Source organism: Clostridium carboxidivorans P7 (genome assembly GCF_001038625.1).
GTDB classification, from domain to species: domain Bacteria; phylum Bacillota; class Clostridia; order Clostridiales; family Clostridiaceae; genus Clostridium_AM; species Clostridium_AM carboxidivorans.
Genome location: NZ_CP011803.1, coordinates 2,627,828 through 2,642,395 on the forward strand (window position 1 = coordinate 2,627,828; position 14,568 = coordinate 2,642,395).

At 30.2% G+C, this 14,568-nt stretch carries 14 protein-coding genes and 2 riboswitches; of the genes, 2 read left to right on the forward strand and 12 right to left on the reverse strand.

The features are described 5' to 3' along the window. Nucleotides 1-65: 65 nt before the first annotated feature. Nucleotides 66-1,409, reverse strand: coding sequence for an FAD-dependent oxidoreductase (locus tag Ccar_RS11515; RefSeq protein ID WP_007061075.1), 1,344 nt, complete (start codon nucleotides 1,407-1,409; stop codon nucleotides 66-68). Between the two features lie 349 nt (nucleotides 1,410-1,758). Here Ccar_RS11515 and Ccar_RS11520 point away from each other — a divergent pair, with 349 nt between their 5' ends. Together Ccar_RS11520 and Ccar_RS11525 are read left to right on the forward strand one after the other, a co-directional pair. Continuing rightward, nucleotides 1,759-2,109 (forward strand): hypothetical protein, encoded by a 351-nt coding sequence (locus Ccar_RS11520; protein ID WP_007064067.1) that lies wholly within the window; start codon nucleotides 1,759-1,761, stop codon nucleotides 2,107-2,109. A 35-nt stretch (nucleotides 2,110-2,144) separates the two neighbouring features. Beyond that, nucleotides 2,145-2,963, forward strand: a complete 819-nt coding sequence (locus Ccar_RS11525; RefSeq protein ID WP_237737359.1) for a diguanylate cyclase — start codon at nucleotides 2,145-2,147, stop codon at nucleotides 2,961-2,963. After that, nucleotides 2,964-3,052, forward strand: a riboswitch (cyclic di-GMP riboswitch). A gap of 151 nt (nucleotides 3,053-3,203) precedes the next feature. Here Ccar_RS11525 and Ccar_RS11530 read toward each other — a convergent pair. The 11 genes from Ccar_RS11530 to Ccar_RS11580 all read right to left on the reverse strand — a co-directional run bounded on the left by Ccar_RS11530 (nucleotide 3,204) and on the right by Ccar_RS11580 (nucleotide 14,538). Further along, a complete protein-coding gene (locus tag Ccar_RS11530; protein WP_007064065.1) occupies nucleotides 3,204-4,271 on the reverse strand; it encodes a DMT family transporter in 1,068 nt (355 codons plus the stop codon). A 342-nt stretch (nucleotides 4,272-4,613) separates the two neighbouring features. Beyond that, nucleotides 4,614-4,964 carry an energy-coupling factor ABC transporter substrate-binding protein gene (locus tag Ccar_RS11535; protein WP_007064064.1) on the reverse strand — a complete coding sequence of 117 codons (351 nt, stop codon included), beginning with the start codon at nucleotides 4,962-4,964 and terminating at the stop codon, nucleotides 4,614-4,616. After that, nucleotides 4,964-5,716, reverse strand: coding sequence for an energy-coupling factor ABC transporter permease (locus Ccar_RS11540; RefSeq protein ID WP_007064063.1), 753 nt, complete (start codon nucleotides 5,714-5,716; stop codon nucleotides 4,964-4,966). Before Ccar_RS11540 ends, Ccar_RS11535 begins: the two co-directional genes overlap by 1 nt. Before the next feature lie 41 nt (nucleotides 5,717-5,757). Then, nucleotides 5,758-6,612, reverse strand: coding sequence for an energy-coupling factor ABC transporter ATP-binding protein (locus tag Ccar_RS11545; protein ID WP_007064062.1), 855 nt, complete (start codon nucleotides 6,610-6,612; stop codon nucleotides 5,758-5,760). Between the two features lie 12 nt (nucleotides 6,613-6,624). Beyond that, nucleotides 6,625-7,473, reverse strand: coding sequence for a cobalt ECF transporter T component CbiQ (cbiQ, locus tag Ccar_RS11550; RefSeq protein WP_007064061.1), 849 nt, complete (start codon nucleotides 7,471-7,473; stop codon nucleotides 6,625-6,627). Nucleotides 7,474-7,527: 54 nt separating this feature from the next. Continuing rightward, entirely contained in the window at nucleotides 7,528-8,307 is a 780-nt protein-coding gene (cobK, locus tag Ccar_RS11555; RefSeq protein ID WP_007064060.1) for a precorrin-6A reductase, read from the reverse strand. Between the two features lie 122 nt (nucleotides 8,308-8,429). Continuing rightward, a riboswitch (cobalamin riboswitch) is annotated at nucleotides 8,430-8,626 on the reverse strand. Nucleotides 8,627-9,185: 559 nt separating this feature from the next. After that, nucleotides 9,186-10,259, reverse strand: a complete 1,074-nt coding sequence (locus Ccar_RS27225) for a hypothetical protein (protein ID WP_007060306.1) — start codon at nucleotides 10,257-10,259, stop codon at nucleotides 9,186-9,188. Beyond that, nucleotides 10,259-11,437: a hypothetical protein gene (locus Ccar_RS27230; RefSeq protein ID WP_007060305.1), complete on the reverse strand. Its 1,179-nt coding sequence runs from the start codon at nucleotides 11,435-11,437 to the stop codon at nucleotides 10,259-10,261. Before Ccar_RS27230 ends, Ccar_RS27225 begins: the two co-directional genes overlap by 1 nt. Nucleotides 11,438-11,448: 11 nt before the next feature. Next, nucleotides 11,449-12,204, reverse strand: coding sequence for a CRISPR-associated endoribonuclease Cas6 (gene cas6 / locus Ccar_RS11570; protein WP_007060304.1), 756 nt, complete (start codon nucleotides 12,202-12,204; stop codon nucleotides 11,449-11,451). Then, nucleotides 12,179-12,841, reverse strand: a complete 663-nt coding sequence (gene cas5 / locus Ccar_RS11575) for a CRISPR-associated protein Cas5 (protein WP_007060303.1) — start codon at nucleotides 12,839-12,841, stop codon at nucleotides 12,179-12,181. The genes cas6 and cas5 overlap by 26 nt, the downstream gene beginning before the upstream one ends. A 35-nt stretch (nucleotides 12,842-12,876) precedes the next feature. Beyond that, a complete protein-coding gene (locus Ccar_RS11580; RefSeq protein WP_007060302.1) occupies nucleotides 12,877-14,538 on the reverse strand; it encodes an acetolactate synthase large subunit in 1,662 nt (553 codons plus the stop codon). Between the last annotated feature and the right edge of the window lie 30 nt (nucleotides 14,539-14,568).

Below are 14,568 nucleotides of genomic sequence, written 5' to 3' on the forward strand. Positions count from 1 at the left end.
TTATATTATCCCCTCAGTAAAATAATAAGCCAACTTTATTATTTTAAAATTCATATAAAGTATCTTTATCTTGGAATATAAACATTTTGATTTTTTAATATTCTTTGTACCTTCTTGATATCCACTTGACGTACATTTGTATTATCTTCTAATGATACTGCTGCTGCTACTCCAGCTGCTTGTCCTAAACTTGCACAGTGAGGAATCAAATTTGACCAATCATTAGCTTCATGAGTTGATGAGAAAGATCGTCCTGCAACTAAAAGGTTTTCAATTTTTTCTGGTACCATAACCCTATAAGGTATTTCTGTAGGTGTCTGACAAACATTAAAGTTGAATGGTGGAACTACTGCTATAATATCTTCATGTTCATAAGTGTTGTCTAAGTCCATTTTCGAAAGTGTGTATAATCCGTGGATCCTCCTGCTGCCGCGGGTGCCTGTTTGAGGTGCAATATCTATTAAATATGCATTTTTAAAACCTGGAACATTTTCCTTTAAATAATCTATTGCTTCAAGCATTGTACGGCGTACACCCATTTGTGTTTCTGTTAAGTCTTTAATATCCAGACAATATCTAGGAAGCCAGTTATTTATCCAACACTGATCATTACGTGGTGTGGCATGAGGAGACATTTTAAAGCCTGTAATTTTACTCATATTAGCCATATGCACACTATACCACTCTTGAAAATTATCTGCCTTCCATTCTGCAAATGTTCTAAAATCTACTCCACCTAAGCGATAAACAGATGCTGTGTTTGCACTTCTAAGTGATTGATTACGATCTTCATCAAAATCACCACCTGCAAATGAACATATATCAGCGTCGCCTGTGCAATCGATTACAACTTTTCCAAGAATCGCCTTACGGCCTTCTTTACTCTCAATAATTACACCTTTTATGGTATCGCCATCCATTATAGCTCCAACACTCCAGCATTCTAAGTAAGGAATAATCTTATTGCCTTCTTCTGTAATCATCTGGTCCAATACAATTTTTAGTTGATTTGGATCTAAATATGCACCATAATTAATACTTCCATTAAGCACAAATCCCCAATAACCAGCCCATTTTTTTAAAAGCATTGGATCTTTACTTCCTGCTTCTTCTTTCTTAGGTCCTAAAACACCATATGGAAGCTTACTCATGCGATCAATCCATTCCTGTTGTAATCCCATGATCATTCTTTTCTCACCAAATGATAAATGAGGAATTAAAATAACAAAACCTCCTGTAGCCATACCACCTAAATGTCCATAACGTTCTACAAGAATTACTTTCTTAGCCCCAGCACGTGCAGCTGCAACAGCTGCTGAATGTCCTGCAGGACCAGAACCAACAACCAGAACATCAGCTTCATCAAATACTGGAACTTCTCGTGATGATTCTACAACAATTTTACTCATATGTTACCTCCTAAAATAAAAAGTATTTTTCTAAATTTATAACAAATATAACAATTTAAATTAGTTGTATTTATTATTATAAAAAAAATTATAATAAAATTTTTTACTATAATTTTTTTTATAATACAATATTAGCATATTGTAAATACGATTGCAATAACATTTTCAGAATATTCAAATTGTAACAATTCATAGCCCGCAATATAATTTTAGTAGGCAAAAATAGTAGTAATTGCTTCTTATAAAAATGAAATTTCCTACTTTAACTTTACACAAACATGAAGCTGCCTATAATAGAAAAATTAGACAAAATATGATAAAATATAAGCTATAGAAAGGAGATGAAATAATGGAAACTAGATTAGAAGAAAAAAGAAGAGCAGAAATAAGTATGCACTTTTCAGAATTTGAAATGCCTCCAATGCAGGATATACTAATAGTTGGCAAAAGAGCACCAATTGGACCCGAAGCTGCTAAAAGAATGGTAGATATACTTTCTCCAGAACAATATGAAATAGTTAGAATTGATCATCCACAGATCGAAGCAATTGTAATAAGAAAGTTTTTACTAAGTATGATACCAAAGGATAAACTGATTTCAATAATACTGGAAGAAGGAGGGAAAGTTGCTAACGAGTCTATGATTATAAGATCACAGATTAACATATCTATTCATGTTAGCAAATCCATTGAGTTATGATACGAAAAGCTTTAAATATACTAGATAAAAATTTTATGAAAGTTAATATTTTAAATGGTGTCAGAAGGGTGCAAAATGCTTTTTATGAAAAAAATATTAATTGTTTTGCTGCCTATGACGATGAAAAGCTGGTTGGTGTAGTTACACAAAAAGAATTAATTGCTGCACATCCTAATAGAATAATTGCTGATGCTATGACAGATAAATATAGATGTATAGATTGTTCAACACCTACCTGGAAAATCAAAGAAATATTTGACTCCAATAAAGATATATGCGTAATATTTGTAGAAGAAAATAATGATCTTAAAGGTTTCTTAACAAGAACAATCTTAAATATAGAGTTAGCAAAACAATTTGATTTACTTACTGGGCTTTATAAAAGTGACTACATATTTTATAATACATATAAATTAATAAATAACGGAAATGAACTATCTTTAATTTTTATTGATTTAAATAATTTCGGAATCATTGATAAAAAATATGGTCATATAAATGGCGATCTAATATTAAAAAATGTAGCAAAAATATTAAAAGAAAATGTTACTAAAGATAGTTATTTATGCAGATACGCAGGAGATGAATTTGCAGTATTAACACCTTTTTGTATAGACAAATGTAAGCTATTCGCCGAAAAGTTGATAAATGCTATAAATTCATATAAATTTCCTAACAATATTCCTGTTTCAGCATCAATAGGCATTACAGGATATAAAAATCATAATAATAAAACAGCTGACACTATAAGTATTATAAATAAACTAATAAATATAGCAAGTTTAGCATCTACAAAGGCAAAAAAGAAGGTTGATACCTCAATTATTATTGAAAATGCACCTATACTTGCATAAAATTGAAAAAGGCAAACCCATTGAAAAGTGGGGACGCAAAGCCATGAGTCTAAAGCAATTTTAACTGCTATGACAGTCAGGTTGCCAATGAATTAAGAAATCACTCATGGCAGGCAACATCTATAGTGCCTGCCACTTTTATAAAATTTAATTCACATCATATGATAAACTTTCAAAATTAAAGTATATATCTTCTTTTCAATTATATCCCAACTTTATCATCATTTTTTGTTTTCAAAATTAATGCTCATGTCTATGATGAATATCTGGCGAATGTGGATGGGTATGTTCTATAGCCTTATGTGTATGCATATGTGAATGATATCCATTTATGATAACCTGATCAGGAGTATGTTCATGATTATGATGACCATCATTATGATCATGCCTATGTTCATGCTGTATAGCCTTATGAATATGAGGGTGATAGTGTTCTTCCTTTAATAAAAGAACTGTTCCTATAATCATAATAGGAAGTGATATAAAAAACATAGCACTTGGAGTGTCTTTCAATAAAATAAAAGATAAAATAACTCCAATAAATGGCGCTGTTCCATATAATGCACTTGTTCTTGTACTTCCTAAATCCCTCATGGCAAATACAAATAATACAATGCTTAGACCATAGCAAAAAAATCCTATAATCATAGCAGATATTGAAATTGTTAAGCTTGGTATTTGATTACCAAGTATCATAGCTAGAATGAATGAAAAAGAACCTGATATAATTCCTTTTATTGTTACAATGGAAAAAGGATTTTTTGCAGAAATATTTCTTGTAAAATTATTATCTATTCCCCAACAAAAACAAGCCAGTACAATTCCAAAAGAACCTATAGAAAATCCCCATTGATTTTTAAAATCCCAGGACAAGATAATACTTGCCATAGTAATTAATACTACAGCACTTAAAATTTGTTTTCCTGCATTTTCTTTAAAAAATACTATTGCAATTATGGTAGTTGCAACTCCTTCAAAATTTAACAACAGTGAAGCAGTTGAGGCAGGAGTTACTTTAAGACAATTTAACAAAATAATAGGCGCTATAATTCCTCCTGCAATACTTGCACCTAAAAGCCAGGGAAAATCCTTTTTCTTTAAAGGTGCTTCATTTAAAGCTTGTTTTTTAACAAGTGAAGTGACAATCTGGAAGATTAACAAGCCAACTCCACTGCCAAGATATAAAAATGCAGCAAGAGGAATAGGATCAATTTTACCTAAAAGCATCTTGGTTATAGGTGCACTGGCTCCAAATAAAATTGCAGATAATAATGCCATCATAATTGGATAAGCTTTTGATTTATTCATTATACTCTCCTCTCCTATATAGTTCATACAAATTTGACTTAATATAAGCATAATGCAAAGCAACTTTTTCAGAGGACAGAGGACAATTGACAGAGGACAGTGGAGGAAAACTCACCTTCATTGTCCTCTGTCCTCTGTCAATTGTCCTCTTTAAAAAGTTATGTAATTTAATTATACCAGTAATTATGAGTATAGTTACATCACCATTAAAAATATCACTATATAATTTTTCTCATAAAATTAAAACAATTTGAAGACAATATAACTTTTCGTTAAATTTTCTTCAAATTGTTTTATTTAATCTTTATGGAACAAGCTTTTTAAATAGTCTTGTATAAATTTCTAGCTAATTACTGATTCTGTATTTTGTTTTTCACTTTTAAGCTTCTCATTTTCTATTTTCTTTCTTTCTACTAATCTTCCCATTAAAAATGCTACAACACCAACTCCAATACCTGTTTGTAAACAGAATAATAAGCTTTCAATTTCACCTGGTAATTCTCCACCAATCCAAGTTTCCATAACAGGTGTAAACCAAGGCTGATACTCTTTACCTGTAATCTGTGAAACTACCTTACTTCCTGCATCATCTGATCCTCCAAATTCAGCACCTCTCAATGTGAATAATGGTATAAGCGCAATCAATGCAGCAATAACTAATAAACTAATAACCTTCTTTTTTGTCTTTGCCATTAATTTTCACCTCTCTTTAAAAATCCAATACCTGTTAATTCAGATTTTGCATATGTTTCAAGACCAATAACAATTACAACAGTAAGAATGCCTTCGATAATTGCAAGTGGAACTTGTGTTGGTGCAAATACTGCAAGAAACTTGGCTGCAGATGCCATAACTCCACCACTTTGAGAAGGGTATGCAAGTGCAAGCTGCATACTAGTTACACAATAAGTAAATAAGTCACCAATTGATGCTGCTATAAAAATACCTACATTTTTATTAACTTTCATATTCTGACATAATTTATAGATTCCATAAGAAACTAATGGACCTGCAATAGCCATAGAAAAAGTGTTAGCACCAAGAGTTGTAAGTCCACCATGAGCAAGTAAAACTGCCTGGAAAATCAAACAAATAATTCCTAGTATACTTACTGCAGATGGTCCAAATAAAATTGCAGCAAGTCCTGTACCTGTCATATGTGAACAGCTTCCTGTTACTGACGGAATTTTTAAAGATGAAAGTACAAAAATAAATGCACCTGACATAGCAAGAATGGTCATAGATTTACGGTTTTCAGATAATGTCTTTTTAATTGATAAATAACCCAATACTAAGAATGGAACACAAATGGCACCCCATGCAATACAAAATTTTGGTGGAAGATATCCTTCCATAATGTGCATTGCATTTGCTACTGGAACTACTCCAAAAGTCAATGCAAATACTGTGACAATAGTTATAATTTTCTTTTCTTTTTGGTTCATTTTATTTTTCCCCCTTGTGTTAATTTAAATTTATATTTAATCTAAGCCAATGCACCTAGAAAAGGTATCTGTTTTTCAAGCATTTTATTAAATTCTTCAGTATTCTTAGGATAAAACTTTGTATCTTCTATCAAGTGATTTTCTACAAGAGATTCATAAACCTCCAACATAGTTGGCTGCTTTAAATTCGCCTGTTTTAAAACTTCGTTGTTTTTGAAAATTTCCAATGGTGTTCCATCCGCTATAATTTTTCCATGGCAGAACACAATGGCTCTTTCGGCCCACCTGTATACAAAATCTACATCATGAGTGGAAATGAGCATTGTCTTCCCCTCTGAAGCAAGCTTCTCTAAAACTTCCTCTAACATCATGGCATTTAAAGGATCTAGTGCTGCTGTAGGTTCGTCAAAAATAACGATTTCTGACTTCATAGCAATAATATCTGCAATAGTAACTCTTTTCTTTTCTCCACCACTCAAATAATGAGGAGGTCGATCTTTGAAGTCAGAAATATTCATATATGCTAGAGCTTCATCAACTCTCTTTTTTACTTCTTCCTTTGGAAGCTTTAAATTCATAGGTCCAAATCCAACTTCTGCCATAACCGTAGATGCAATAATTTGATTATCTGCATCTTGAAATACAATTCCAATGTTCTTTCTAAGTTCCTTTAAGTTCTTCTTATTAACCACTGTATCCCGATAAATGATTTTTCCTTGTTCTGGTGTAAATACACCATTAATATTCAAAAAAAATGTAGATTTTCCAGATCCATTGGAGCCAATAACAGCAATTTTTTCACCTTCATGAATATCCACACTTACACCTTTCAATGCAGCTTTTCCATTTCCATAAACATAATGCAAATCTTCAACCTTTAATATTGTTTTTTCCATAATAGCTCCTCCCTATCTTGTAAAGCTCCATATTACAATTAAAAAAATTATGAATGCTGCTGCTGTAACAATATGTATTGTTTCCACCTTTTTATCTTCCTCATAAAATATGAATTCCCCATCATAACATCTAGCCTCCATAGCATCATAATAGGAGTTTGCTCTTTTCAGTGAAGTAACCAACATATTACTTGCAATGCCTCCAAATGTATAGCAGGAGGTTTTAAAATCACAGTACCCCTCTCGAGACTCTGCAGAATTTTTCATTTTACTATACACATCCATTAAAACAAAAATATAGCGATAAATCATATTCATAAGTTCTATAATAAGCTTTGGCACATGTGCCTTACGAAGTACATAGATAATCTCAGAAGATGGAGTTGATAATGTCATCATCTGCAGTGCACTAATAGCTGCAAAAACCTTTAATATCAAAAATACAGCTTCCTCAAGCTTTAAATTAGAAGTGAATACATAGGCAAAACCAAGATACAGATTATATTGTCCTAAGGGCTGCCTTGAAAAATCAATGGCAATAGTAAAAGTACCCAGTAGAATAAATGTCATGGGAATTGTCATTACTGACAAATATTCACGTAATGGAAGTTCCCCTTTTACAACTGTCACATAGGTCATTGCAATAATCACCATAATGGATACATATGGATTGTTAAGTACAATACAAAGAATCAATACTAAAACAGAAAGTGCTACTTTAAAAATAGGATTCCAGTGCCTTATTTTTGAACTATAAGAATAAAAATCAATAGAAAATCCTTCACCATGTTTATGACCAATTCTATGATGATGTTTCTCATTTTCATGATTATGATTTGACATATTTGCTGTTTTATCCATTTCGCACCTCCTTTCAATTTTTACCCATTCCAAAATAATAATTTTTTAGAATTACTACTTTTTTGTTTTGATACTTATTTCCTTTACAAAATCAATTATTCCTTCAATTGAAGTCGTTTTATTTTCATAATTTTCATCAGATCTTTCAATCATAATTATTTTAATTCCTAATTTTCTAGCTGCACTTATTTTTTCTATAACGCCCCCAGTATTACCACTATCTTTTGTCACTAAAACAGAAGCATTGCAATATTTAAATATTTCCTCATTTAACTTTTCACTGAATGGTCCCTTCATTGCTATTATATTTCTTGAATTGAATCCCAGTTCTTCACATTTCTTTAAGACCATCCAATCTGGAAGCACTCTAAGGTATACTCTGTTTCGATAGTCAGGAATCTTAGTGAAGGTTTCAATTTTTTTACTTCCTACCGTTAGTAAGATATTACCTTCATATTCCAGGATGCGTTCATATGCTTCTTTATAATTTTTTACCTTTATAACGTCATAATCCTCATATACTACCTTTTCTCTTAAAAACCTAATATATGGTACTTCAGTTGGCTCACAAGCACTTATTACATTTCGAGATATGTCTACTGAAAAAGGATTGGAAGCATCAATTATACACTTTGGCTGTACTTTGTCTATCATATCAATAATGCTAAGCTTATTGATCTTTCCTTGATAAATATCAATACTATCATCATGATCAATCAACTCACTACCTAACTTAGTGGTAACCATTACAGTGACCTTTTCACCAATTTTATAAAGCTTGTTTATTATTTGCTTAGCATCCATTGTTCCTGCAATAACTAATACGTCTGACATACTTACCTCCAAAAATATTAAAAATATCATGTATACTAAAAAAACTCATTGTCTCTCAAAAGACAATGAGTTAATACTAAAAATAGGCACACTGTATTAAACCTCCTCTATCTCTCGTAGAGCAACAGGTATTAAAACAGGCAGGTATTCTGGCTCAAGCATCATCATCACCTCTTGCCTTCCCGATCATTCAGTGGCATTCTCAGAGGGACTCCTCTCTTACAGCGGCGGGACCGCGTGGGACTTTCACCCATCTTCCCCTTTTCACCGATTTATAATACTTCTGATTACAATCGACACCTATTAAAATATTATATTGTTTAAAAATATACAAACTCTATTAAAAATCTAATCTTTATCACATTAAATTTTAATATAAAAATTACCATGTTATATGTATATAATATCTGTTAAATATATTTTTGTCAATATTTTATAAAAAATTGTTAATAAATTGGTATTTTTAAATAGAATTCATTGTAATCAACTGTTCCATAACTAATATTTAGTAAGCATTAAACATATCAACACCAAAAATACCTCTTTTTACGCCTTTTCCATTTATAACTAATATAGTAAGCATTAAACTTTTTGCTAATTGAAATTCCTGTCTATCTCTTTCATTTATAACTAATATAGTAAATATTAAACTAATACTTTTATTATTGCTACTCTCTTTGATGTACTATTTATAACTAACATAGTAAACATTAATATCTTTCTCTTTAAACTTAAACAAACCCATCTAAAATTTATAACTAATTATAGTAAATATTAAACTCTATTACCTGATACATAAACCAGGCCGGTTACAGAATTTATAACTAAGATAGTAACGATTAACTTATTGATATTGAATAAGCTGGTAATTTATTCAATCATTTCTCAAAGTCTAAACTATATTTTAAATATTCTAAATATCCATCAAAAGCTTGTTTGACTGTTCCTAAATGTATATACTCCATACCATTAAATTCGTTTTCTAATTTTTCTTTTAAAGTTTTATATTTTTCATTATCAATCCTTCTACTTACTCCAATCCAAATATCACTAATTCTAAATCTATCATTATCTTCCAATGATTCAGCTAAAGCTTGAATATCTACCCCACCTTTTTTAATTATGCCTTGGAAAACATTGTTTCCCCAACTATATTCAGCCAAAATTATAAATTTAGGTGTAGTATCTGTAAGATGATTATTTTGATTTCCTTGAATTGATAAATATTGAAGTCCTCTTAAACATGTTTCTATTCTATCAAGCTTAATTTTATTTGATATTTTTAATTCTTTTTCATTAACTATCTTATTATTAACCTCTGCATCTGAATAGTCTCTAAATTCGGCTTCATTGTTTGAAACAGTAAAATTACTAATATTATTTATATCAAGATTTGATATTCCTTCAAATATTCCTGAATATGTTTCTACACAATATGGCATTGAATCACCGGTTGTTGATGCTATATTCCACTCTAAATTGATCTTGCCATAATCTGTACATACAAGAGGACTCATCATAAATCTTGATTTTCTTTTCTTTGTAATATTTCTAACCCACTTTTTACCATCCTTTTTTAATGTTTTTTTCTCAAGCTCATCTAATTTTTCATACTGTTCTTCTGTTAACTCATCTTTATCTGCTCTCATAAAACCAAATATATCTTCATCAACATATTTATGTGGTAATGCCGATATTGATATTTTTTTGCCATTTTTAATTTTTTTGCTTATTTCAAGGCCATTACTCTCCATAAATCTTTTAATATTAAACTTCTGACAAGGTGCTGAAACTATTCCCCTGCCGCCGCTAATCTTTTTCACATAAGAAACATTATCAAACCCTGTTTTTCTATTGGTTTCTACCTGTTCTGAACTTCCATTTAATCTTCCTTCTATAATTTCAATAAAGTATGCCATATTTAAAAATCTATTTTCATTCAAAATTTTCATTATAACACTCCTTTATTTAATATCAATTCAAACATTATTTTATTTTTAATACTATAATAATTTTTTCTGTCTGTTATGATGTCAAATTCTTCTTGATTTTTTAACAAGCTTTCCTGCTTTTTATCACTATAAGATTCTTGCCAATTTAATATCAATTCAACAAATTTGTTATAGTTAGATACATTCTTTAATTGAATCAGGCAATCTTTGCATCCAATTTTACATATTTTTTTACATATACTCTGTATTATTTCATTCAATGACTTGTTCAATTTATTTAATTTCCCTTCTAACATAATTAATAATTTCTTTGAATACTTAATTTCGCATTTTTCAAAGTCTATAAGCTTATATAAATACGTTCTGTTCAAATTACCCTTTAGCATATTGTAAAATAATCCACTTTGATTAAATTCATAAATTAAACCCTCAGAATAAATTTCATAGAGCAATTGTATATACTCTGCACTTAAAAGTTCTTCATTATAAAATTCACCTTTACCATTATTAACTTTATAAACTTTTAAACTATCTTTTCCTTTTTCTTTAACTATTAAGTCAAGTATTTCATTTTGCAATTCAAGTGTGTTATCACCTTTTACTCCACTGCTGTTAAATTGCTTTTGACAAAATTCATTTTCTCTCCTTTGTGTCAAACCATACATAAAGTCGTTATTCATTGAATTAAATAAAACAATATACCCTGATTTTCTCATGTTGAGAGTTGAAAGCATACCTAACAGTATACATACAGGACAAATGTTAACAGTACTTAAATTATTACTATGATTATAAAAAGTATCAGCTACACAATTTATAATAAAAGCTCTATTAAGTTTTGTTAAAAAATTTTCAGGCTTACTAAATTCTATATTTTTATTGCCACATATGCAGCAATATTCATCTTCACCAACATTGTCCATAATTACACCAAACTGTTCTTGAATTTTTTCTTTTCTATTAGTTCTATATGCTGGTTGATCAAAAGCTGAATTATGAAAGCTCATACTACTTATTTTTTTATACCTGTCAGAAGTTGTGAATTTATATACTTTTTCACCAAACAGTTTAGTATTATTCTTTAAATCATTTATTGTAACATCCTCTACTTTTTTATCTAAAATATTCGCTGCAACAAACAACCCATTGTCTACAAAAACATTATAAGTTCTTTCCATAAACCTTCACCTTACTTACTTGTTAAATTTATCAAAACACCTGCACCCAAGGTGTTATTTTGTCCTATTCCACAATAATAAATTACTTTTTGCATTTTAACACTTGTATAAATCCATATATTGAAATTTCCATATCCCACTAAGTATCCATTATCTTTTATATTGTTTATTTTTTTCTTTTTCACAGTTAAAATATTTTCTATATCAAAAAATAATTCATCATCAAAATCTTCATTATAAATTAACTTGTATTTTCTTCTTAAGTTTTGCGCCAAAGCATTATAAAATTTATTATTATAAATGCTTAAATATTTTATTTTACCATTTTCATATATGCTTTCAATTACCATTGTCAGCACTTTATAAAGAATTGTTTTCTTATAATTAATTTTCTTTTTATCAGTAGAAACACCTTCTATAGTAAAATTACAATTATCAATAATGACCTTATGCATTTTAAGTAACCCTTTTACTATTTCATTGATTACATCTTCTACTCCCGAAAGCATTATTTTAACATTTTCACATTTCTTTAGTTCTATGCCTTCATTCAAAAAATTAGCATCTTCAAACATTAAACAAGTATTTATCAATTTAAACTTTTTATTATCAATGTTGAATCCTTCATCGTGAAAAATTTTAGCATTTGTTTGATTTTGAAATGAATAAGCACTATATAGCACTTGTAACAATTTATATTGATAGTTATAATTTAAAATACAATCTTCTTCACATTCAATATTAATAAATACTCTGTTTAAATTCACTAATTTCACCTCTTTTACTATACTGCCAAAGATAAATCATTTCATCATCATTATATCCTTCATAACTAAATTCATCATTTAATTTTACCAGCTTAGTATATATATCATAGTAACCCTTTTTACCATTATATTTAGTTTCTACTGCAATTCTTTCTGGGAAACCATTTCCTTGTACATTAGGTTCTGTCCACTGACCATAACCAACTCCATATCTTCTGCTTAACTCAACTACCTTATCACTTAATATTCTAGCCAGGCAATCGGTTTTACCTAAATTTAGACATTCATTAATTTTCAATTCATCTTCAATATCTGTATAAATAACCAATTTTGAGTTAACCAAGTAATGTATTTCACATACATCTGATGTCCAAACTCCATTTTTATTGTATCTTTCTCTTTCCTTCCTTGTATTAAAGTTAACTTCCTTATATATTTTCTGAATATCTTTAAAAATTTCATCATACTTAAAAGTAAATCCAAATACAAAATCACTGATGCCTTCATGGAACAAGTTTTGTATTATCCCAATTACAGTTGATATAGGTGGAATGGTATATGTAAACTGCTGTTTTGTTGCAAATGGCTTTTTAAAATGTGCAAAATCTGATACTATTTCTATTTTACGTAATTCCATAACATACCTCTTTACACTAATATTAAATAAATATTTTAAAGATTAGTTTCTTTAAGATGTTGAGTTAACTTTATATTTTCATTGTAATCAACAGAACAATCTATTATAGCTGGAACCTTCTGTTCTAGTGCTTCCTTAAGTATTGGAACTAAATCTTCAGCCTTATTAATTCTATACCCTTTAAGGCCCATAGCTTCAGCATACTTTACAAAATCCGGATTTGTGAAATTTATACAAGTAGATTCTCCAAAGCGCTCTTCCTGTTTCCATTTAATAAGTCCATAACTGCTATCATTAAATATTAAAGTGACAAAAGGAGTTCCTATTCTTACAGCAGTTTCAAGTTCCTGGCTGTTCATCATAAATCCACCATCTCCTGTTACTGCAACAATTTTTTTATCAGGGTTAACTAGTTTTGCAGCTACTGCACCTGGTATTGCTATACCCATAGATGCAAATCCATTGGATATTATGCAGGTGTTTGGCTTTAAGCAGTGATAATGACGAGCAACCCACATTTTATGTGCTCCTACATCTGAAATTACTATATCATCTTCTCCCATAACTTGCCTTAAATCATATAGTATTTTTTGAGGCTTCATAGGAAAACTTTTATCCTCTGCATAGCACTTATATTCCTTCACTAAACTTTGTTTTATTTTTAACGCATAACTTGAATTCTCTTGCCTGCTTGAACGTCTTGTTATTTCATATAATGAATCTGAAATATCTCCAATGACCTCAACTAAAGGAGTATAACACTTATTTATTTCCGCTTTTTCCTCACTGATGTGTACTACTTCAATGGTACTCTTTGGATTCCACTTCTTTGGATCATATTCAATTAAATCATAACCCACTGCAATAACTAAATCCGCTTTTTCAATAATTCTATTAACATAATCTCTTTGAGTAAGTCCTATGCTCCAAATTGAAAGAGAATGAGTATATGGTATTATTCCCTTTCCCATAAAAGTATTTGCAACTGGTATGTTTAATCTTTCCGCCATGTGTATCAATGCCGCACTGGCTTTATCACGAACAGCTCCATTTCCAGCCAATATAATTGGTTTTTTAGCCTTTGAAATAGCCACAGCTGCCTTTTCAATACTGCTATATGAAGCAAAACTTTTTTCTATTTCTCCATGTTTTATTGGTTCGCCTTCTGCGGGCATTGTAGCTATATTTTCAGGTAAATCTATATGAACAGCTCCTGGCTTTTCACTCATGGCCATTTTAAAGGCTTTTCTTACAATTTCAGGTGCTGTATCTGGTCTTACTACCTGCTTGTTCCATTTTGTCACCGGTGCAAACATTGCCACCAAATCCAAATACTGATGGGATTCTATATGCATTCTATCTGTACCAGCCTGCCCAGTGATTGCCACGACAGGTGCTCCATCAAGATTAGCATCAGCTACTCCAGTCATAAGATTAGTTGCCCCTGGCCCCAAGGTTGAAAGACATACACCAGATTTTCCTGTTAATCTTCCATAGACATCTGCCATGAAGGCTGCTCCTTGTTCATGTCGTGTTGTAATAAATTTTATTGAAGAATTCTTTAATACATTCATAAATGCAATGTTTTCTTCTCCTGGTATTCCAAAAATATATTCCACATTTTCATTTTCAAGACATTTAACTATTAATTCAGATGTGCTCTTTTGTTTGTTATTTTCAATAATTGTCTTATCCATTTTAATTCTCCTTCATTTTTAAATGCTAAT